Source organism: Enterococcus sp. C46, assembly GCF_040887565.1.
GTDB classification, from domain to species: Bacteria; Bacillota; Bacilli; order Lactobacillales; family Enterococcaceae; genus Enterococcus_B; species Enterococcus_B lactis.
In genome coordinates, this window is the sequence record NZ_JBFOGA010000007.1 from 99,647 (window position 1) to 121,038 (window position 21,392).

The window sequence follows — 21,392 nt, forward strand, 5'->3', positions numbered from 1 at the left end:
CCCAGCTAATCGATTTCTAAATCAGGATAAGCATTTGCTACGGCATCTTTGAAATTTTGGATAGCCGATTCTTTGTCCGTCTCTCCTTTAGAATAAGGTGTCAAGCAATGGTCGATAAACAACGTTTCGATTGTTTGATCATATTCAGTCAGAATTTTTGCATTGATTGATTGGACCATTTCAGAAAACTCATTATAATGGTTTTGCCCGCCCAGAAAGTCTTCTTGGTAAGACGATTTGATTGCTTCTACTACCCGTTCATTCGATACGAAGTCTCCCGTATCTTTTGCCCATTGTTCCAAAAATTCTGGGTCAGTAGTTAGATATTGGATCAGCGCTGCCGCTTCTTCTTTCATTTCTGAGGTGTCCGTGGCACCGATCCATGTACCACCCCAAAACCAAGAAGAAGGTCCTTGGATCATCCGCCAATCCCCTTCTGTTGTTCTAGAGCCGTCTGCAGAAGTAGCATTTTGTTTCAACCAATAATGTAATCCCCATGTAGGCGGACTATATCCAAAGTCTGTCTCGCCATTCATTCCAGCAAACCATGCTTCTGATTGACCTTCTGTATCTTTCGTCAAATCTTCTTCAACAAATCGCCGTGAAATATCCATTAATTCATGAAGTTTATCATCGATGATTAGCTTTTCATCTTCCACCCATCCTGATTCCCGCATACCAAAAAATGGTTTTGCTAAGTCTTGGACACTGGAGATCATCTGGACAGTCCCGCCACTGTTTTCTTTGACTTCTTTTGCCACTTCATAAAATTTCTCGTAATCAGCTATTTGCTCTTGCATCTGGTCTGCATCTGTAATCCCTAAAAGTGATTCTGCTAGAGAAGCACGATAATAAAATCCGCCAGGCGCTGCTTGCCAAGCTAAAGCATGTAAAGTCCCTTCTCTGCTAGTTCCGACATCCTTGACATATAAGTAGGTATCACTTGCTGCTTCTTCCAGACCGTATTCTCCTAGATCAGCCATCAATCCTGATTCGACATATTTTTTTACGAACGCAGATTCTAAGGCAATGACATCAGGTGCATTTCTTGTTCCTAACACTGGATCTAATTTTGTCTCAAACTGATCAGAAGGAATCTCTACGATCTTTATCTCGTAATCCAAAGATTCATGAGCTGGCAAATAATACTCATTGATCATCGTCGAAAGTTCGTCTGTGAACGTCCACACAGTCAATTCTAAATTGTCTTCTGAAGAACGTTCAGATCCCGTTCCACAAGCAGTTAGTACGCCTATCAGACTGACTCCTAATAGAGCGACACTCAGCTTCTTCCATTGTTTCATGGCTTCCCTCCTTTTTCTTCATACGAAAAGAAATCAAAATCTGCAGCCAGTCTTGTGCCGGAAGTATCGATGGCAAACATACCAACAAATGCTCCCGTGAAAAATCCTTCTTGGGTTTCAGCAGTATAATCATCGGAAAGTTTTAAGCTATCAAAAGTATGACCAACGTCTATCCATACTTTCCCGTCGAATGAATAAGAATAACGATATGTCTCATAAGAAACAATAGTTTTTAAATATACAGCGCTTACATTATCAGGTGTGGGGATGATTCCGACTGGTTCACATAATTGTCCATTGACACAATCTAAAAGAGCGATGACCCTTCCCTTCTCTTCATCATGTGTAAGATGGATGCTTGACCAGTTCTTAGTATTGTAATAATTCGTCATTCCTGCTAGTTGCATAAAATTCTCAGGTGAACATTCTACTTTCGTCACGGCTTCAAATGAAAAATGCTGCCATCGTCTAGCAACTAAAGATTTGGTGAACAGCGAATGGAATGATTCTCGACCAAACAGTCTCAAATAACCTTTTCGCTCAGTCAAACTACCGATTTCTTCGGTAAAGGGAATCCTTAATGTTTGAAAATGCAGAGGGAGCTGTTCTTGATCGAATGATTCTTTGATAGGTGTTTTTTCCCACATCTGTTCTGGTATGGACGGGCTTTCCACTCTATTTTTTGGAAAATTCCCTCCAGTTATATACGGCCATCCCCCTTTCCACTCTATTTTCTGGATCGCAGTTTCCCTTCCTAAGGGGCAATACCCTCTGTTTTCTAAAAGCGGTGTTTCTTTGTATTTTAGTGGTCTAGCTGTCAAATGGACAAAATACCATTCATCTGTATGTGTCTGAACGAATGACCCATGACCTGCTTTTTGCAAAGGCAGTTCGGGAGATGACCAAGAAGTAATCAACGGATTCTCTGGATGGATCTCGTACGGACCCTCGATTTTCTTTGATCGGGCAATGGTTGCCGCATGTTCATACTTCGTCCCACCTTCTGCAGTCAGCAAATAGTAATAACCGTTGATTTTATAAAGATGAGGTGCTTCTGTCAATTTTCGATTCGTCCCTTTAAAGATGATCTTTGATGGACCAATCAATTTTCTTTCTTCGGGTGAATATTCTTGAAGGGCGATTCCATAGAAAGAATGACGAGTAGGACGATAATCCCAAACCATATTGACCAAGTACTTTTTCCCATCTTCCTCATGGAACAAGGAAGGATCGAATCCTGAGCTATTCAAATAGATTGGATCTGTCCATTTTCCGTCGATGGTATCACATGTAATCAAATAATTGTTCACGTCTTTCCAACTACAACTCAATTCCTTGACATCGGAATAGATCAGCCAGAATTTCCCATCGTGATAACTCAAAGCAGGAGCCCAGACACCTCCAGAATCCGGGTTCCCTAACATATTCAGCTGACTTGTTCGGTTGACAGGCGTACTTACCAAGTGCCAATGTTTTAAATCCTTTGAATGATAGATCATGACACCTGGGAACCATTCAAAAGTAGAAACAGCGATATAATAATCTTTCCCAACACGACAAACACTAGGATCTGGATGGAATCCAGTTAAAATCGGGTTATTTATCATAAAGAATTCCTTTCTATACTAGGTAATCGTTCAAACGCGACTTGATCCATTCTAAGTGACTTGATTCATTCTTTATTTGGTCATGTGCTAAAGCATACTCTGTCAGTGATTCAAGATCTTCCTGATCCATGACGATCCGTTCTCCCACACCTGATTTATAGCTTGCATAACGTTTTTCTTTGATTGTTTCGAAAAACTCCTCTTCTATCAATCGTGCGGCAGCTTTCAATCCTCGTGCAAAGGTATCCATTCCAGCAATATGCGCAAGTAATAGATCTTCCATCTCAAAGGAAGAACGTCGTACTTTCGAATCAAAGTTGATTCCTCCTGGTGCGATCCCGCCATTTTTCAAAATTTCGTACATGGCTAGCGTCGTGTCATAAATATTGGTTGGAAATTCATCTGTATCCCACCCTAGAAGAAGATCCCCTTGATTGGCATCGATTGATCCCAAAGCATCATAGCATCGGGCAACAGTCAATTCATGTTCAAAGGTGTGGCCTGCCAAAGTCGCATGATTTGCTTCAAGATTGAGCTTGAAGTCTCCTGATAAATCATATTTCTGGATAAATGCCATTGTCGTAGCAGCGTCAAAGTCATATTGATGTTTCGAAGGTTCTTTGGGCTTAGGTTCGATCAAAAATTGCGGTTTATGTTCGATTTTTTCACCATATGCCACCGCCATTTTGAATAACCGCGCAATATTGTCCTGTTCGAATCTCATATCGGTGTTCAGCAAAGACTCATAACCTTCTCGTCCGCCCCAGAAGACGTAGTTCTTTCCATTTAGCTTTTTACTGACATCTAATCCTTTCTTTACTTGAGCTGCAGCGTAGGCAAAAACTTCTCCGTTGCTTGACGAAGCTGCTCCATGGACAAAACGCGGATGAGAAAATAAATTGGCGGTATTCCAAAGCAACTTGATCCCAGTCTGTTCCATTTTTTCTTTGATCAAATCTGTGATGGTATCTATGTTTTGGAAAAATTCTTCTAAAGAATCCCCAGCTGGAGCAATGTCTACATCATGGAAACAGAAATATTCGATATGCAATTTTTCAAGAAGTTCAAAAAATGCTTCTACTCGGTTCTTCGCTGTTTCTAATGGATTTTCGCCTTCCCAAGAGCGAATATTCACAGGGTTGCCGAATGGATCAGATCCGTCTTGCGTCATCGTGTGCCAGTAAGCAGCTGCAAATCGTAAATGTTCTTTCATTGGTTTCCCCAAGATTTCTTGTTCAGGATCATAATGTCGATAAGCAAATGGATTTTCTGTTCTTGGCCCTTCATACTTTACTTCTTTGATCATCGGAAAATAACTCATCTTGTTCCTCCTTGTTTTTAGTTGATTAGTACACTAAACTAATTTACAATTGCATCATAAGCGACTTTCTTTATCTTTGTCAAGCGCTTTCAAAAAATTCATTTGTCATTTAATTGATTCTAATTTTATAACAAATGTTTCATTGTCGAATGGAATAAGACACGCTATACTTTAACATATAACGTTGGTTTTACTAGCAGAGGACCAAGAAAGGAACTTCTATGATCTCAAGTAAATACACGATTCGCGAATTGAACCAAGCAACGCTTTTAAAAACGATTATTGAAAAAAAAGAAGTATTTCGCGCAGAATTAGCCGCTGCAACAGGGTTGAACAAAGCATCTGTGTCAGACATCACTAAAAAACTTCTAGATGATCAGCTGATTGTTGAAACCCGTGTCGGAGATGCCTCCACTGCAGGAGGAAGAAAGCCGATCATGTTGACTTTCAATCCCCAATCTGCCACAGCTCTTTCTTTTGATATTGGCTATAATTATTTAGAAGGAATGCTTTCTTATATTGACGGCACTGTCCTATCTTCGATCTCTAAGCGTCGGATCTCGATTGATGCCACAAACGTGTTTGATCACATTCAAGAGTCAATCCATCAATTGATAAGAGACTTGCCAGAAACGCCACATGGAATTGTCGGGATGACGATTGGTATACACGGCGTAGTTTTCGAAGACCACCCAATTTTTACGCCCTATTATGATCTGCACAAAATCGATTTACAAAAAGAATTAGCTGATCATTATGACTTTCCTATTTACCTACATAACGAAGCAAACTTGGCGGCTTTGGGAGAATATACCTTCTCTTCCCATTATCAAAACCTTGTAAGTATTAGTATACACAGTGGTATTGGTTGCGGGATTGTAGCATCTGGGAAATTGCAAGTCGGCAAACATGGAAAGGCTGGGGAACTTGGTCACTCGATTTTATACCCTGATGGTCGACCTTGTCCTTGTGGGAATTCAGGATGCTTGGAACAATATGCTTCCAGCAAAGCTGTTTATGAAGAATTTGCCCGGTTAAAAGGGTTAGACTATGTCAACTCAGATATCTTGACTGATTATGTCAAAAAGGGAGACACAGATGCCACAGATCTACTCAAAAAAAATGCTGCCCTGTTAAGCATTGGGATCAATAATATCATCATGATGTATGACCCAGATGTGATCGTCATCAATAGTAAGCTTTACGAAAAAAATCCGCAAATGATCGAACAAATCCATGCGAACTTGACAAGCCAGTTTACGAAAGACATTTTGGTACGCAACACCCGTTTGAAAGGCAATGCGATTTTATACGGTGCCTTGGCAGTCACTGCTCAGCACTTCTTGAATATACGGAAGTTGAAGTTGGGAAAAGATTAAAATGGAAAGATAATCTTTTTTATATAAATTATTATTTTCCTATATAGCTCGTTGGTTAAATAACTTTTAACTATTATGTATTTTGTCCAATCACATATGAAAAAGAGCGTGGGACAAAAGTAAAGAACACTTTTGTCTCACCCTCTAAACGCATATAAACGGCGGAAGCAGAAGCAACTCCTTCGGAAATAAGCTGAAATTCACAAAAATTTGAAAAGTAATTTTCGTGAATTCCTTCTTATTACTTGGAGTTAAACGCTTCTGTCCCAGCCTCTTTTTCTATATTTTATCGTAACAACTTTAAGAAATTCATAGATTTCAACTCTTCAATTAAATTTAAATTGTGTAACTTATATCTTCAAAAATATCGTATTCTACAGCAATTAACTTCACAATTGAAAGTATTGTTTCAGCACTAAAATTTGTTTCAATGCTATCTCCATTTGATAGCATTCCAGGGTTTCTCATTTCCTCTATATCAAACAATCGTTTAAGTGCTTCCTTCTTTTTTAAATTAGCAAACGTCCGACTATCAACTTCCCATACGAAATCCAAAAATGTAAGTAATAATTTTTTCCAACTATCTACTTTAAATTCTTTTTCATCGATAGATAACAATTTAGGTTTATTTCCTGTGATATTTATATCTTCATCTAGATAGTGTTCGCCTGCTATAGATGGTAGGACCTCTACATCTGTTTTAATTGGAAATTTCCATATTGATAATGCTTCACTACTCAATTCTTTTGCTCTGGCAGTAATTGATTGTTCGTCCCACTTCATATATTTATCCACTAACTCACGTGTCAATGTTATATTTGATCGTCTATACATAGATTTTTTCTCAGTGAAAAGTTTATTTGATAGTTCTGCATTGTATCCAGTCAAACAGCAATTGGCTCATCTACTATACGAGCAATCAGTAATTTACATAAACTAGCTAGATGTCTCTCCTTTTGAGTGATGTCTCCTTTTTCTTCGCACAGGCTGATCAAATGTTGTAATTCTTCTTTATCTTGATTCATAAATGCTAAAACCATTTCTTTCATCATCCGGTCCATGTTTGCCACTTCCGGCGGATAATCGAATATCCTAAGTTCATCATAACCAAGATTGAGTTTTTGTAAAAAATATGAAAATTTGCTAACTGTCGTGTCTGCTTGATTTTTTACAAACCGTTCGTAAACGGATCGGCTGACTTCCTTTCCGCATAATTCTGCTACGGAGATACCTTTTTGCTTTCGAACAAATTCGATGATCTCCCATACTTCCATTTTGCCAACTCCTTTATAAATATGGCTCTCCTTCAGTTGAAAACAATCGCAACATGATTTTGTATGAAATAACATATACCAATCCATCTGATCTTCATTTTTCATTTCTAAAAATCATTTTTTCGTAAGACGTTCCTTGTTTTTCATGATATCATCGCTGTTAAAACCAATTGTTCATTTACCAGTATTTTTAAAAAAACTTAATCATAATAGTTGTTTTATAATTTTAAAATCCATTAAGGGATAAGGAATAAGCGGTAAAATTATACATATAATACGTTATTTTATTTTTACTATATGAAATATACTCATTTTTATTTTTTCTAGTAGAATTTTATCTTCTAAGTATTCCCCCGTATGAACTATTTACCATTGACAAACGTTGAACAAAAATTTAGAATATTCACAAGTTTGACGACAATTATGAAAATTTATGTCGTGCTAAAGGAGTTTTGTTATTGGATGAAAAATTAGATATAAAAACTGCGATCAAAGACACGTTACCTACCGTTTTTGGTTATATCGGTATTGGACTTGCATTTGGTATCGTTGGGAAAGCTGCCGGGTTTCATCCGCTAGTCGTCACGTTGATGTCCCTGCTGATCTATGCTGGTTCCGCCCAATTTATCACAGTCAGCATGCTTGCTAGCCATAGTCCGTTGCTTTCCATCGTTCTCTCGACCTTTCTAGTCAATTCCCGAATGATTTTGATGAGTATGACGATTGCCCCTTATTTCAAGAAAAATCGGCTACTTCAAAATCTGCTGATTGGCACATTGCTGACAGATGAAAGTTTCGCACTGGGAATGAATAAATTGAACTATACTGGACAAAAGTTAAACTTTCGTTGGATGAATACAGCTAATTGGATTTCTTATTTGACGTGGGTGGGTTCTTCTCTTGTTGGCGCATTTTTAGGTAATTTTATTACTGATCCGAAACAGTTTGGTTTGGATTTCGCCATCGTCGCTATGTTTATCGGCTTACTTTATCTTCAAGTCATTTCTGATAGAAACACCTCTAAACGATTACAGTTGATCCTGATTGGTCTCACTTTGATTCTGGTATATGTCGGACTGATTTTTATCCCAAGCAACTTAGTGATCGTAGTTGTAACATTGATTGGGTGCGGATTGGGGGTGTGGATCAAACATGCCTTCTTTTGAATTTACATTGCTGACTATTTTAGGTTGTACTCTAGCGACTTGGCTTTCTAGGGTCCTACCGTTTGTCTTACTGAAAAAATTCGACTTACCGCGACCGTTGCTTGAGTATTTAAGTTTTGTCCCAATCGTCATTATGTCTGCTTTATGGTTCAGCAGTCTATTTACCCAAAACATCGGACATCTGCCGCAGATTAATCTCGAAAATGCTTTGGCTTCAGTTCCTACGCTTTTAGCTGCTATTCTTTCAAAAAGCTTATTGGTGATCGTCTTGGTAGGTATTCTTTCCCTTTCATTGATTCGCTTATTATAAATAAAAAAACAGGAGCTTATGGCAAATTACTGTCATGAGCTCTTGTTTTTATTTATGATAAGAAGAAAATCGGCGTATTCCTACTTATCCGTTGAACGGACCACTAACAACGACTTTTCCTAACATATGTCCTGTTTCTACGTCTTTGGTTGCTTGTTTCAAGTTCTTCGCATTGATCCCATCTGAATAGACCTTGCTCAATGTACTACGGATAATCCCTTCGTTTGCTAAAGCAGCAATGTGCGCTAAAGCTTCTCCTTGCGTTTCGATTTCATAGTTATAGTCTGTTTTAGCGAACATGTACTCCCAGTCGAAACTGATAGATTGGTTTTTCCAAACACCTATGTCTAACGGCTCTTTGATTCCTACGATCGTTCCCACATGTCCAAATGGTCGGACAAGGTGCTTGATCTGATCAAAGTAGCGGGTAATATCAAATAATACAGCGACATACTCTACTTGATCGATTCCTAATTCACGAAAACTTTTACTTAAGTCTTGATGATAATCAATTGGATAGTCTACACCTGTTTTTTTCAGCCATTCAAAATTCTTCGGACTTGCAGTCGCATAGACTTCTAGACCAGCCCAATGCGCTAGTTGATTCAAAATCGAACCGACGCCCCCAGCTCCGTTGATCACTAAGATTTTTTTCCCGCGGTTGGCATTTTCTTCTGGAATCAGACCAAATTTTTCAAATAACAATTCATAAGCGGTCAATGAAGTCAATGGCAACGCTGCGGCTTCTTCATCTGACAGATTTTTCGGTGCAAGAGCGGCAATACGTTCGTCAACCAGTTGGTATTCTTGATTGCTTCCTGCTCTTGTTGTTGTACCTGCATAAAACACGCGATCCCCGACAGAAAATTTTTGCACTTCATCGCCTACAGCAACGACTTTCCCGACCCCATCAAACCCTAAGATACGCAAAGCATTTCTTATCCCATTATCTTGGCGAAGTTTCGTATCGACAGGATTGACAGATACTGCGTTGACTTTTACCAGAAGATCCTGTGGACTGGGTACAGGTACCTGTTCTTTTTCATCCATAAAGCTTTTGGGATCATCGATCGGCAACCCTTCATAAAAACCGACTACCTTCATTAATTCCTTTTCTGACATACGAATTCCTCCTTAGCTTCATCAAGTTGGAGCATCCATACAGTGTTCATTTCAATATATATAGTATGTTATTTGTTCCACCTTTTTTATCCATCATAATTATTCTCTTACTTAAAGTAAACTATTTGCACTTTTTTGGTTAAAAAAGAGGTTGCGACAAGACTTTTGTCACAACCTCTTATAAACGGTGTTCTCCTACCAACTCTTCGGTCACAAGTTACAATATTCATAAAATATGAGGAGCTATTTTTTGAAATTGCTCCTTGTAACTCAGAGTTAAACGGCAGGCTCACAACCTCTGATTCGCGGTGTTCAAGCAAGAAATCATTGTCCACTGAAAAGCGTTGGATGTTCTTTTTCAAAGGTGTCTAAGATCTCTCGTACTTCATCGGTAGATTTCGTATTCATCAACTGAACACGCAAGTCATTTGCTCCAGGAAATCCTTTGATATAGATTTTAAAGAAACGATGCAGTCCTGTGATCGAACGCGGGATGATTTCTGAATAATGATCTTGCAGATCTAGTTGCAGACGAAGTAGGCCAATCAGTTCTTTTTCTGTATGTTCCCTCGGTTCTTTTTCAAATGCATAAGGATTCTTGAAAATCCCCCGGCCAATCATGATGCCATCTACGCCATATTTTTCAGCCAATTCTTCTCCTGTCCGGCGATCGGGGATATCTCCATTGATCGTGATTAGTGTTTGCGGAGCGATTTGGTCACGTAAAGCAATGATTTTAGGAATGACTTCCCAATGTGCATCTACTTTACTCATCTCTTTACGCGTACGCAAATGGACAGAAAGATTGGCTATATCTTGATGAAGCAGGTGACTGATCCATTCTTCCATCTCAGACATTTCCGTATAGCCGATACGCGTCTTGACGCTGACAGGCAAACCACCAGTTTTAGCCGCTTCAATCAATTGTGCCGCTACTTCTGGACGAAGGATCAAGCCACTGCCTTTTCCACGTTCTGCTACATTAGGAACTGGGCAGCCCATGTTGATATCGATTCCTTGGAAGCCCATTTCTGCCATAGCAATGCTCATTTCTCGGAAAAATTCTGGCTTGTCTCCCCAAATATGGGCAACCATCGGCTGTTCATCTTCTGTAAAGGTCAATCTTCCTCGTACACTGTCTTTTCCATCTGGATGACAGAAACTGTCTGAGTTTGTAAACTCAGTAAAGAAGACATCTGGTGCTGCTGCATGCTTTACGACATGGCGAAATACAACATCTGTTACATCTTCCATTGGTGCTAAAACAAAAAAAGGCTTTGGCAGCTCTTTCCAAAAATTAGTAGTCATTTATTTGTTACTCTCCATTCTATCAAGCAGTGAAGTCGCAATCTTTCTCAAAAACATTGTCATTATACTAGGAAACAAAAAAAGAAGCAAAGTGAACAGCTTAAAAGATGTTTCTGATTGAACAAAAAAGACTGTGACAAAAATCTTATCACAGTCCATTTTCCGGAATAAATGGTGTTCTCCTGCCAACTCCTCGGTATTCGCTCAACAAACGACAAAATATGAAGAGCTATTTTCCCGTTTATTTCTCTAATACTCAGATCAAAACGCTGATTTCACAACCTCTTTCTAACTTCTCAATCCTCTTCCTTTATTGATCAAATACCAAGTAACAGCGTACAAAACAACGATGAATAACACAAGTACGATCATCGATGTTGCTACTGGCACATCGATCGTTCCAAGGAATCCGTAACGGAAACCGGAGATCATATAAACAATCGGATTGACTTTCGATACAGCTTGCCAAAATGGCGGCAACATAGAGATGGCATAGAAAACGCCACCTAGATAAGTTAACGGCTGCAAGACAAATGTAGGCACGATTGATACATCATCATAAGACTGAGCAAAAATCCCGTTGAGCAGTCCTGCTAACGAAAACAAGATTGCCGTCATCAATAATGTAATGATGACCATGAACCATGAATACACATGAAGTGGTACAAAGAACAAGGAAATGATCGTTACGAGAGAGCCGACGAGAATACTGCGACCCACTCCGCCAATCACAAAGCCCCAAATAATCACATGCGTAGGAACAGGTGCTACCAAGATTTCTTCGATATTTTTCTGGAATTTTTGAGAGAAGAAGGACGAAGAAACGTTGGCATACGAACTAGTGATAGCAGACATCATAATCAAACCAGGCACGATAAATTCCATATATGAAAAACCACCCATGTCACCGATCCGACCACCGATCATTTTTCCGAAAATAACAAAATACAAGGATGTCGTGATCACTGGTGGAACCAGTGTTTGGACCCATATACGCAAATAGCGGTTCGTTTCCTTGATAGCTAAACTTTTTAATGCAGTAAAATAAAGATTAAACATTTTTCTCCTCCGTATGATCATTTTCTTCTGTGATTTTCAAGAACAGTTCTTCTAAACGATTCGACTTATTCCTCATAGAAAGAACTTTGATTCCTTGTCTTGTCAGCTGATCGAAGATTCCGTTCACCCCTTGATTTCGTTCAACTTCGACAGCGATTGTCTGTTCATCTTCAAATGTACAAGCGTATCCTTCAATCACAGGTTTGGTCTCATATGGCGCTAAATCAAAGATAAATGTTTCAAATTGAAGTTTGGATAGAAGCTCTTTCATACTAGTATTCTCGATTAGTTCACCTGATTGGATGATCCCGATGTTACGACAAAGCATTTCAGCTTCTTCTAAATAATGCGTCGTCAAAATGATCGTTGTACCATTTTCGTTCAATTCTCGTAGAAACTCCCACATCTCGCGTCTCAATTCAATATCGACTCCTGCTGTTGGTTCATCCAAGATCAGCAAACGTGGTTCATGCATCAATGCCCTAGCAATCATCAGTCTTCGCTTCATTCCCCCGGAAAGCATACGTGCACGGACATTTCTCTTTTCCCAGAGATTGGACTGCTTCAAATATTTTTCGCTACGTTTCATCGCTTCTTTGCGAGAGACACCGTAGTAACCTGCTTGATTCACGACGATTTGCTGGACCGTTTCAAAGGGATTGAAATTGAACTCTTGCGGGACTAATCCAATCTGTTGCTTTGCTCGGACTAGATCCGTATCCAGATCATAACCGAAGACCTTCACTTTTCCAGATGTTTTATTGACTAAAGAAGTAATGATTCCGATCGTTGTAGACTTTCCAGCTCCATTTGGTCCTAATAGCGCATAGAAATCTCCTTCTTTCACGGAAAGATCGATTCCTCGCAATGCTTCGATCCCACTTCCATAAACCTTTTTCAAATTATTTATTTCAAGCGCATTTGCCATTTATTTCCTATCTCCTTATAGACATGATTCTTTATTGTATCATGGAATACAGCAGATGAAAAAACAACTTGGTTCCAGAGAAAAATCAGGTTGCTGGGCTCAGGAAAATCTCCTAATGAAAGACATCAATCGGACGAAGTCAGACAACCTTTTCAGAAAAAACAAATCGAAGATAAAGGATTACTATTCATATATGCAACAAAAGGAGCGTGAGACAAAAGTAAAGAACACTTTTGTCTCACGCTCTAAACACGTATAAACGGCAGAAGCAAAATCCATGATTTTTGATCCAATAAATACTTTCGATCACTTCGCCTATCCCAATACATGCCACTGCCGCTTTTCATCAAATGACGCGGCTTCCGTTTTTGCGATTTCTACTAAAGTCTCTGGGTAATCCAAAACTTTCAGCAAAGCAATCGCATTTCGGGTCCTTGAAGGTCCTTCTTTTAATTTGAAATCAAAACTGATTCCTTTTCCTTCTGTTACTTGTTCTTCAAAGTGGACATTCTCACAATAATTCTTTAAAATCTCTGTCAATTCGATATCATGTGTGGCGACAAATGCTAAAGATGGATACTCCGCAAGCCACCGAACGACTGAAGCGGAAGAAGCAATCCGTTCAATCGTATTTGTCCCTTTTAAAATCTCATCTACGAAGCAGTAGCAGCGTTCTTTGGAAGCCACTTGATCCAACAAACGTTTGATCGATTTGATTTCTGAAACAAAATAACTGTCGCCTTCAAATAAATCATCTTCGATTGCCATGGAAGTCAACACATGTCCAGATTGCAGGGTAAACTGTTCTGCAATTGCTGTTTGGATCGTCTGTGCTAGAATACAGCTGATAGCTATACTTTTGACATACGTAGATTTTCCTGATGCATTGGAACCCGTGACTAATGTATTCTTCTGCCAGTTGACTGGATTCACTACCGCTTCTTTTAACAATGGATGATAGATATCTTTCGCTGTCACACCGCCCTCAGTAAATTCCGGACGGCAAGTGATGGGCATATAAGTACGGTAATTCAATATTGCAGCGGCTACTTCCAGTTCTCCCAGCAATTCCCACAGCTTGATGGCTTCAGTTGAATGCTTTTCTAATTTAGTGAGAACGAAATGATAGGAGATAAATGGCAGCATGAACATGATGTTGACATATTCAAAAATCAACTCTGCTTCACTCCCGCTCTTCATACGAAATGAAAAACCTAATTTAGGGATGTCTCTTAATGGTTTAGTTTGCTGTTTCAGCTCTTCTTGAAGTGGTGTCGGCAGTTTTGCTAACTGATTGGCGGCTGAAATCGTTGAAACCAAATAACTCATGCTATTCAGCTCTGTTTCTAGCGTTTGTTTCTTCACTAGATAATAGACCGTATTGAATACTAACCCACCGATTGCCAAATAGATTCCTAGTACTTGACCTAAAAGAAGCAAACCTACACCCACCAGCGGAAGCAAGCCAAGAAAAATAAATAAACCTACGCGTCCAATCTTTTTACTTTTTCCATCCGCTAGATATTGTTTTGCAAAATTATGATCTTTTTTTCCTAAACGAGCGAATTGATATTGGATTTTTTCTCTCAGTTGAGGATTTTCCTGATAAAAAGCAATCAGTTTTTCTAACTGCTGATCTTCGCCAAAATCAAAGCTGCGTAAACGTTGATACAACGCTTCTGAACCTACACTAGAATAGGTACTGTTGATTCCTTCGAATACTTCGAACATATCCAGGTCATACCAAGTAAGATCATCGATTTCGCTATCCCATGAACGGAACTTCTTCTCCGTGAGCCATGCTTCCTTCAAGCTTTCTTCTTTATCAAATCTCGGTTGATAAGGAATTTTCCCCCATTTGCTACGAACTGTTTCCTTTAATTTCAAACGTGAAAAAATGTCTAAAGCAACTAATAAAATAACAGCTGCAACAATAATTAAAACGATAAATTCTCTTTGATTCATATCCCTCTCCGTTCCTTTATTTGTTAGCTTTAGTATAGCACTGTTGCGCTATTTGAAAAGGGGGTAAAAAAACACCTTTCAAAATAAAAGGTGTTTTTTTCTTGTATATTACATATTTATCTCTCATTTATCAAAATTGACAAATAATCATAGGGAGGAATTGTTGTTAATTCTTGTTTATTCTCCAGTGCATTGACAACTGTCCCAAGGGAAAGGATAGCCTCAGGTACTATTTTTTCTTGTTCTGTTGGATTAGCTAAGCGAAGAACAAATCCTTGTTCATGAAAATAAGAAGGATAAATCGATGATACAATTAAGTCTTCAGGTAATTCAATCAATGAAAATTTACGAGGAACATCAAGTTCGTTTTGTAATGGCCAAATCTTGTTATCTAACCTGTGAATAAATACATTCAGTTTCTGCTTTTGATAAGAAATAGATTGTTCTAACCGTTTTTCTGCCTGTTTTGCCACTTTGAACTCATTAAATCTTCCTTCTTCTACATTAAATCCAAAAGTGACTTTATACTCACCTATTTCTTGAGCTAGCGGTGTTTCCATCATGACATGCCCTTCATTTGTCGTATCTCCTGAAGCTCGCCCAGGTCGCCAAGCAAGATTAGGTTTTCCAAGTTCCCCTGTTGTTGAAAATAAGGTTATGATCAATTGATTTTCTATACGTTCATACTCTTTTAAACCATCTGCATAAAACGTAAAATAATGATCATTTTCTGCCACAGAGACACTCTTATCGAATATTTCTAAACTAACAGGTTTCTCTACCATAGTTTCTGACCAATTCGGAGGAATGACATCAGGGGTATTTTCAATAAATCCGTTTTGAATTTGTGCAATTGATTTTTCAGATTTATCTAAAACATTAATTGCTAAGCGCATGCGATGCGAGTAAACAGTATTATGAATTTTGAGTGTGCCTTCAACGATTTGACTTTCTCCCAGACTGAACGATATTTCATAAGATATTTCTTCCATTTCGGGTTTTTCAGATATACGATCTTTTAAATTTTTAGGAAGTTGAGCTTTTCCGTAAACAACTAATGTTTCTTGTAAAGAATCTTTATATACTTTAGCTGTTTCAAATTTTAGAGATAGTTCTGTATCTCCTTCTAATGGTGAATAATCATACGTATCGCCATCATTTGCTGAATCGATCAAATGAACGAAATCAAGATATTGTCTATCTCCAACTATCAAATTCAAGTGCCCATCCTTAAAAGAAAGTTTATATTTATTGTTACTTATCTCAGTTTTGTCTATCTCGATTGCTGTTTCTAATTTTTCATTATTTTTCTCAAATTCAACAACAGTGTATCCTAGCGCTGGCACATTTACATTTATTTTTATGTCAAGTTCATAATAAGCTGGTTCATCAAAATATTCGAAACCTGTAGCAATCATCCGATAGGCATTTTTCCGTTCTGGAAAATAAACTTCTTTTTCAATGATATTATAGGGACTACCTTTGAAGTGTATTTTCTTTGAATCAGCTACTACATGCACAATTTTCGATCCACTATAATTCTCAGTCGTTGTGTTGAAAACAAGGACTTCATTCGATTTTAGCTTTAATGCATCAGCCATCCGTTTTACAATAAGGTTTTCGATTCCGTCGGCTATCTCATTAGCTTCTTTGATTCGATGGAAAATATCTTCCGCAACATTATCTGAAACACAGCCACCAATACTATCATGAGCCTGGTTTTGTAAAATCTTTTTCCATAACCGACGAAGTAGGCCTTTACTGATATGGATACCATTTCTTTCTGCAATCAGCAGGAGTGGCTCAACTCGTTTTAGAATTTTTTGTTCCAATTTAAAATTTTCTATTTTCATTTTTGTTCTTACTGAGCCAATCGAACGATGAACACGAGAGTAAACTGGCTGACGAAGTTCACCTTTATATTCAGGTAATTCTTTTTTATTTTTGATAACTTCTACATAAGAAGGATAATCTGAAATAATATTGTGGAACTTACTGTATTTATTCAACTTCTCTACGACTTGATCAAAATTTAAAATCATTGACTTTTGATCTACACCTGAAGGTACTAAAATATCTTTGTTTTTTCCTTGCATATGAAGCATTTCAACTGCTTCATCCAACTTTTCTTTTGCAAATTCAGGAATATCTTTAATTGCGTCTAAGGTCATCATTCCAGTCATATAACCAAATGGAAAATTCATGGCATAAACAAATTTATCTCCTAATCCTTTCCAGATAAAGTAAGGAGATGGAACCATCGTTTCAAAGTTTAATCCTCGCCAACACATGAAATTATCGATTTCTACTTGATGCAAAAGTGTAGGCAAATTCGCATTGAACCCAAACGTGTCAGGCAAATACCCTACCATCATTGGATCTCCATATCTAAGGATCGTATCACTGATCCCAATCATTAAGTTTCTTAAAATTGATTCAGCATCCACTAATAAGGCATCTGTTTGTGCATACCACGGTCCCACGAATAGTTGTCCTGTTTTCATCAGTCGTTGGATAACCTTAAGCTTTTGCGGATTGATCTCCAAATACTCATCGACGATTGAAGTTTGTCCATCTAAACAAAAGTTTACTTTAGGGTTCCTTTCCAATTCATCTAGAACTTCAGTAAAGACCTGATCAGACAATACGATGGCATCTTCATTTGTAAAATACCATTCTCTGTCCCAGTGCGTGTGTTGAATTATATGTGCATTGACCATGTCAGATTCCCCTACTTTCCTTCTTCTACTGAATTTACTTGTTGTTCTTTTTTATACTTGATGGATTTTAGTGCATTGACCATTAACGCTGTAACCACTCCCCCAATAACAATTGATACTAAATATAAAGGTATATTCGTAACAAAAGGAATTGCCATAAAGGTTGAAAGCATTGTTTCTTGAGTAACACCAAAAAATCCATTTAGACCACATGCTACTGCAGTGCCCACCACGATGCTTGGTATTACTCGTAAAGGATCTTTCACGGCAAACGGGATCGTCCCTTCAGTAATCCCCACAAGGCCCATAATCATAGCTGTCTTTGCATTATCTCGTTCCGATTCATCATAAAGTTTTTTGTTTAAAATTGTTGCTAAAAACATTCCAAATGGCGGAATAGCAATTCCTAATAACATGGCTGTACTAGGTCCAAAGCTTCCGCTTGAAAAAGAAGCAACCCCAAAAGCATATGCGATTTTATTGATAGGTCCTCCCATATCAAACGCCATCATTCCTCCTAAAATAGCCGACATCAAAGCAGCATTTGCTCCTGACATGCCTTCTAGCCAATTAGTCAGTCCTGTTGTCATTGCTTGAATAGGCGTAGCTAGTACATACCACAATATGATTCCAACAACTAATGTAGTAACAAAAGGAATCAGCATAATTGATTTTAGACTAATAACTTGCATCGGTACTTTTACTTTTTTCAATGCATTAGCTAAATAGCCACAAGCTAATCCAGCAACCATTCCTCCAATAAATCCCATACCAAGATTTTGACACATCATCCCAGTGATAAAAGCTGGTGCTAGACCGGGACGGTCAGCAATTGAATATGCGATATAGGCTGAAATCATCGGTACGATAAACTGTAATCCCGTCTGACCAATCATTCGCAGGACTCCCCAGAATGTATCCGTCTGGTCCCAAACACCTGTGCCACCAAAAATGACTGCAATAGAAGTTAGTAACCCTGCTGCTACGACAAGCGGGATCATATAGGAAACCCCACTTTGGAAATGATTTAAAATTTCTCTTCCTTGTTTCTTGAATTCCATTAGTAACTCCCCCACGATACATTTTTTATTTGTTAATTAATGCAATAGCTTCATCAATCGTCTCTTCACCATCTTTTACTACCTCTGAGGTTCCTACTGTTAAAATCGGTTTACCATCAAAGCGACCTCGTTCTGAAACATTTGTATCTACTGCAAATATGACAACATCTGCCTCGGAAACATCCGAAATTGAAAGTTTGTTTTCTATCCCCATAGCCCCCTGTGTTTCTACTTTAATATCTAACCCTTTCTTCTTCGCAAACTTTTCTAAATTAGCTTTTGCCATATAAGTATGGGCAATCCCTGCGATACATGCTGTTACTGCTACTATTTTTGTCATATGAAATTCCTCCTTTTAAAATGATAGAGCTTTCACCAATTCTTTTTTATTTCTCGAATCTTTTATTCTTTTAACAAACTCGTCATCCATCAATCTTCCAGATAATTCTGCTAAAATACGTAAATGATTAGTACCTTTATCAGTGTCTTTTATTGCTAACAAAAAGACGAGATCAACTGGTTGATCATCTAATGCACCCCATTCAACAGACCGCTTTAACTTGGCTACAGCTACTGTTGATTCAATTACTGCTAGGCTTTTGCCATGAGGAATGGCGATATTTTTCCCAATTCCTGTGGTCATATGGTTTTCTCTATCAAATACGTCTTTTTGAAATTGTTTGTGGTCAGACACAAACCCATTAGTCTCTAACAATTTCGATAATTTTTCGACTACACTTTTTTTATCAGATGCATTTAAATCTATCACTATATTATTTATATTGATTTTTTCACTGATCATTTATAAGCCTTCTTTCAATATATAAACTAATTTTTCAAACGACGAACTCGTTTTTAAATTTGCTAATAACTCATGATTCGAAGCGATTTCATTGAATGTTTCATAAATTTTATTCAATTCAGGTTTTACTTTTTCATTAAGTGCAAAAAAGAAAACAGAATGAACAGGTGTCCCATCCCAATCAATTCCTTCTGGATTAACGTAGACACAGATTACTGGTTTTTTTATAAAATCTACTTCGATATGCGGCATAGCAAAATCATTCATCGCTGTTGAAGATAGTTTTTCTCTTTTAATCGCTCCCTCTAGTATCCCTTCTTTCGCGTAATTTTCTTTTACCAATTTTTTGGTAATTATATTTAAAACGTTCACTTGATTGTCCTTTATTTGGTGGGTAAAAAAGCAAAATCGTTTATCTAATAAATTTAGAAAAGCATCTTCTGTTTGTTCATTTAACTGTAGATACTGTTTTACTTTTCTGATATCTGCCCCTAACATCAAAGGACTAACAACAATAACAGGAAAATTTGTATTTTCAATCGGAATCGTGCTTATAACAAGTTCATCAGTGACTTTTCGATCTTGTAGTTCATTGATGCTTAGTACATCTTCTATCTCAACCATATCTGCAAAACCGTTATTTATTCTTTGCTCTAATAATTTTGATGTTCCATATCCGCTACTACAAACTAATATCACTTTCGTTTTGTCAGGTTTGTAACGATCCAAAAGTGATTGAACATGGAGTGTTACGTAAGCGATTTCATCTTCATTGAAATGTATACAGAATCTCTCTTCGATTTCCTCTAATAAATCTACACTTATCATAAATGACCTTTTAAAAGAATATTTGATTTTGTCCGTATAAGGGTTATAGATATTTACTCCCAATTTGAGTCTTTTAACTGCTGCATTGAGATGTAATACTAGATTATTGATCAATTCTTCATCAGGATAAAATTCATTTAATTTAGTTCTTACTAGCTCTTGTAGCTCAACACCCCTATCTAAATAGGAAAGCTTCGTTTGATCTAAGTCGTGATTCATAGCATTTTTTTCAATCGAAGTAATGTGGATGTCAACATAAGCTTGTTCATCTATTGGCACAATAATTGAAAATGCTTTTTCAATCATTTTGATTAAAATAAGTGTGTTCTCTGAGATTTCTTCTTCAGAATTATTACTACGTGATAAGAAATTGTTTGTTTCAATCCTTTCTATCGCAATAGCAAGGTGGATAGCTAAAGTTTGAAATTCATAATCTGTAAATTTCAATTGTGTCTTATTCATGTATCGATTAAGCAATTCGGCTACTTTTTTCAATATGTCTTTATTTAAGAAATTATTCGCTTCACCAATGAAATTAATATTTAAGTCTAAGAGATCTGTTTTACTGTTAGATGCTGTAAAGCCACCCCAATAATAGTTCACAACTTCTGACATCAACCTTCTTTTACTTTTTTCATCAGCTTTGATGCGCACGCCATTTCGATCTGAAACTAAGGACATACCATGCTTGTTTAGTCTTTTTCTAACATCTTTCATTGTGCTTTCTACCGTCGACCTGCTCACGTATAATTCGTCAGCAAGATTTTGAATCTTTAGAGAATCATTAGTATTCAATAATTTAGCAAACACATAAGTTAGACGGTCCTCCGGAGAGTCTGCGATATTGATTTTATAACTGGATAATAAATTTCGAAGTGTTTCTTTTTTTCCAATAAGCGAAACGCCTTTTTTAGGTTGAACCAACATTTGTACATCTGGCATTTTTTGGATTATTTCTTTCAAAATTAAAATATCTTTGCTAATTGTTTTCGTAGATACATATAATTGTTCTGATAATTCTTTGTAAGTTGTGTGCTCATTCTCAATCAAAAAGTATAGTATTTTCATTTGCCGTTCACTAAATTCGATGCCCATTATCTTCACCTCCTGAATACAGCTTAAGTGTACAATTATTATCTCTATTTTCATACAGAAGAAAGTTCTTGATTAATGTAGAAGTTTCTAATATTCTTGATTATTTCAAATCAATAAAAAAGCCTGCAATATTTATATCACAA

18 protein-coding genes are annotated in these 21,392 nt (G+C 37.5%); 3 read left to right on the forward strand and 15 right to left on the reverse strand.

Annotated elements, in window-relative coordinates:
* Nucleotides 1-5: 5 nt before the first annotated feature.
* Genes AB3I27_RS10815 through xylA form a run of 3 tightly spaced genes read right to left on the reverse strand, consistent with a single transcriptional unit; the run spans nucleotide 6 to nucleotide 4,232 of the window.
* Nucleotides 6-1,304: an ABC transporter substrate-binding protein gene (locus tag AB3I27_RS10815; protein ID WP_104760243.1), complete on the reverse strand. Its 1,299-nt coding sequence runs from the start codon at nucleotides 1,302-1,304 to the stop codon at nucleotides 6-8.
* Nucleotides 1,301-2,911: a glycoside hydrolase family 43 protein gene (locus AB3I27_RS10820; RefSeq protein WP_104760242.1), complete on the reverse strand. Its 1,611-nt coding sequence runs from the start codon at nucleotides 2,909-2,911 to the stop codon at nucleotides 1,301-1,303. The genes AB3I27_RS10815 and AB3I27_RS10820 overlap by 4 nt, the downstream gene beginning before the upstream one ends.
* A 13-nt stretch (nucleotides 2,912-2,924) precedes the next feature.
* Nucleotides 2,925-4,232: a xylose isomerase gene (gene xylA, locus AB3I27_RS10825; RefSeq protein WP_104760241.1), complete on the reverse strand. Its 1,308-nt coding sequence runs from the start codon at nucleotides 4,230-4,232 to the stop codon at nucleotides 2,925-2,927.
* 221 nt (nucleotides 4,233-4,453) lie between these two features.
* On the opposite strand from xylA, the gene AB3I27_RS10830 reads away from it, so the two are divergent.
* Entirely contained in the window at nucleotides 4,454-5,611 is a 1,158-nt protein-coding gene (locus AB3I27_RS10830) for an ROK family protein (protein WP_368022995.1), read from the forward strand.
* A gap of 336 nt (nucleotides 5,612-5,947) precedes the next feature.
* On the opposite strand, the gene AB3I27_RS10835 is transcribed toward AB3I27_RS10830, so the two are convergent.
* Both AB3I27_RS10835 and AB3I27_RS10840 read right to left on the reverse strand, forming a co-directional pair.
* On the reverse strand, nucleotides 5,948-6,499 hold the full coding sequence (locus tag AB3I27_RS10835) for a DUF1524 domain-containing protein (protein ID WP_104760239.1): 552 nt from the start codon (nucleotides 6,497-6,499) through the stop codon (nucleotides 5,948-5,950).
* Nucleotides 6,496-6,885, reverse strand: a complete 390-nt coding sequence (locus tag AB3I27_RS10840) for a helix-turn-helix transcriptional regulator (protein ID WP_235688759.1) — start codon at nucleotides 6,883-6,885, stop codon at nucleotides 6,496-6,498. The genes AB3I27_RS10835 and AB3I27_RS10840 overlap by 4 nt, the downstream gene beginning before the upstream one ends.
* 458 nt (nucleotides 6,886-7,343) lie before the next feature.
* Between AB3I27_RS10840 and AB3I27_RS10845 the strand changes: the two genes are divergently transcribed.
* Nucleotides 7,344-8,051, forward strand: a complete 708-nt coding sequence (locus AB3I27_RS10845; protein ID WP_002314305.1) for an AzlC family ABC transporter permease — start codon at nucleotides 7,344-7,346, stop codon at nucleotides 8,049-8,051.
* A complete protein-coding gene (locus AB3I27_RS10850; protein WP_002310520.1) occupies nucleotides 8,038-8,361 on the forward strand; it encodes an AzlD domain-containing protein in 324 nt (107 codons plus the stop codon). The genes AB3I27_RS10845 and AB3I27_RS10850 overlap by 14 nt, the downstream gene beginning before the upstream one ends.
* Nucleotides 8,362-8,445: 84 nt before the next feature.
* On the opposite strand, the gene AB3I27_RS10855 is transcribed toward AB3I27_RS10850, so the two are convergent.
* The 10 genes from AB3I27_RS10855 to AB3I27_RS10900 form a co-directional block, all read right to left on the reverse strand.
* Nucleotides 8,446-9,483 carry a zinc-binding alcohol dehydrogenase family protein gene (locus AB3I27_RS10855; protein ID WP_002316877.1) on the reverse strand — a complete coding sequence of 346 codons (1,038 nt, stop codon included), beginning with the start codon at nucleotides 9,481-9,483 and terminating at the stop codon, nucleotides 8,446-8,448.
* Between the two features lie 324 nt (nucleotides 9,484-9,807).
* Nucleotides 9,808-10,791, reverse strand: a complete 984-nt coding sequence (locus AB3I27_RS10860; protein WP_104760238.1) for a tRNA-dihydrouridine synthase — start codon at nucleotides 10,789-10,791, stop codon at nucleotides 9,808-9,810.
* A 288-nt stretch (nucleotides 10,792-11,079) separates the two neighbouring features.
* Nucleotides 11,080-11,850 (reverse strand): ABC transporter permease, encoded by a 771-nt coding sequence (locus AB3I27_RS10865; protein ID WP_002287492.1) that lies wholly within the window; start codon nucleotides 11,848-11,850, stop codon nucleotides 11,080-11,082.
* Nucleotides 11,843-12,778, reverse strand: coding sequence for an ABC transporter ATP-binding protein (locus AB3I27_RS10870; protein ID WP_002344817.1), 936 nt, complete (start codon nucleotides 12,776-12,778; stop codon nucleotides 11,843-11,845). Before AB3I27_RS10870 ends, AB3I27_RS10865 begins: the two co-directional genes overlap by 8 nt.
* Before the next feature lie 315 nt (nucleotides 12,779-13,093).
* Nucleotides 13,094-14,743 (reverse strand): DNA mismatch repair protein MutS, encoded by a 1,650-nt coding sequence (locus tag AB3I27_RS10875; protein WP_104760237.1) that lies wholly within the window; start codon nucleotides 14,741-14,743, stop codon nucleotides 13,094-13,096.
* Nucleotides 14,744-14,859: 116 nt separating this feature from the next.
* Nucleotides 14,860-17,463 (reverse strand): alpha-mannosidase, encoded by a 2,604-nt coding sequence (locus AB3I27_RS10880; protein WP_222896942.1) that lies wholly within the window; start codon nucleotides 17,461-17,463, stop codon nucleotides 14,860-14,862.
* An 11-nt stretch (nucleotides 17,464-17,474) separates the two neighbouring features.
* Nucleotides 17,475-18,524, reverse strand: a complete 1,050-nt coding sequence (locus tag AB3I27_RS10885; protein WP_002305530.1) for a PTS fructose transporter subunit IIC — start codon at nucleotides 18,522-18,524, stop codon at nucleotides 17,475-17,477.
* 25 nt (nucleotides 18,525-18,549) lie between these two features.
* Complete coding sequence (locus AB3I27_RS10890; protein ID WP_002302516.1) at nucleotides 18,550-18,864, reverse strand: PTS fructose transporter subunit IIB; 315 nt, start codon at nucleotides 18,862-18,864, stop codon at nucleotides 18,550-18,552.
* Between the two features lie 15 nt (nucleotides 18,865-18,879).
* A complete protein-coding gene (locus AB3I27_RS10895; protein WP_002302514.1) occupies nucleotides 18,880-19,326 on the reverse strand; it encodes a PTS sugar transporter subunit IIA in 447 nt (148 codons plus the stop codon).
* Nucleotides 19,327-21,249, reverse strand: coding sequence for a BglG family transcription antiterminator (locus AB3I27_RS10900; protein WP_181045996.1), 1,923 nt, complete (start codon nucleotides 21,247-21,249; stop codon nucleotides 19,327-19,329).
* Nucleotides 21,250-21,392: the final 143 nt, after the last annotated feature.

Excerpts from the sequence above, each read along its gene's own strand:
- AB3I27_RS10890 (WP_002302516.1), bottom strand. The coding sequence starts at position 18,864 with ATGACAAAAATAGTAGCAGTAACAGCATGTATCGCAGGGATTGCCCAT.
- AB3I27_RS10865 (WP_002287492.1), bottom strand. The coding sequence starts at position 11,850 with ATGTTTAATCTTTATTTTACTGCATTAAAAAGTTTAGCTATCAAGGAA.
- AB3I27_RS10855 (WP_002316877.1), bottom strand. The coding sequence starts at position 9,483 with ATGTCAGAAAAGGAATTAATGAAGGTAGTCGGTTTTTATGAAGGGTTG.
- AB3I27_RS10880 (WP_222896942.1), bottom strand. The coding sequence starts at position 17,463 with ATGGTCAATGCACATATAATTCAACACACGCACTGGGACAGAGAATGG.
- AB3I27_RS10860 (WP_104760238.1), bottom strand. The coding sequence starts at position 10,791 with ATGACTACTAATTTTTGGAAAGAGCTGCCAAAGCCTTTTTTTGTTTTA.
- AB3I27_RS10870 (WP_002344817.1), bottom strand. The coding sequence starts at position 12,778 with ATGGCAAATGCGCTTGAAATAAATAATTTGAAAAAGGTTTATGGAAGT.
- AB3I27_RS10885 (WP_002305530.1), bottom strand. The coding sequence starts at position 18,524 with ATGGAATTCAAGAAACAAGGAAGAGAAATTTTAAATCATTTCCAAAGT.
- xylA (WP_104760241.1), bottom strand. The coding sequence starts at position 4,232 with ATGAGTTATTTTCCGATGATCAAAGAAGTAAAGTATGAAGGGCCAAGA.
- AB3I27_RS10875 (WP_104760237.1), bottom strand. The coding sequence starts at position 14,743 with ATGAATCAAAGAGAATTTATCGTTTTAATTATTGTTGCAGCTGTTATT.
- AB3I27_RS10895 (WP_002302514.1), bottom strand. The coding sequence starts at position 19,326 with ATGATCAGTGAAAAAATCAATATAAATAATATAGTGATAGATTTAAAT.
- AB3I27_RS10830 (WP_368022995.1), top strand. The coding sequence starts at position 4,454 with ATGATCTCAAGTAAATACACGATTCGCGAATTGAACCAAGCAACGCTT.
- AB3I27_RS10850 (WP_002310520.1), top strand. The coding sequence starts at position 8,038 with ATGCCTTCTTTTGAATTTACATTGCTGACTATTTTAGGTTGTACTCTA.
- AB3I27_RS10815 (WP_104760243.1), bottom strand. The coding sequence starts at position 1,304 with ATGAAACAATGGAAGAAGCTGAGTGTCGCTCTATTAGGAGTCAGTCTG.
- AB3I27_RS10840 (WP_235688759.1), bottom strand. The coding sequence starts at position 6,885 with ATGGAAGTATGGGAGATCATCGAATTTGTTCGAAAGCAAAAAGGTATC.
- AB3I27_RS10820 (WP_104760242.1), bottom strand. The coding sequence starts at position 2,911 with ATGATAAATAACCCGATTTTAACTGGATTCCATCCAGATCCTAGTGTT.
- AB3I27_RS10900 (WP_181045996.1), bottom strand. The coding sequence starts at position 21,249 with ATGGGCATCGAATTTAGTGAACGGCAAATGAAAATACTATACTTTTTG.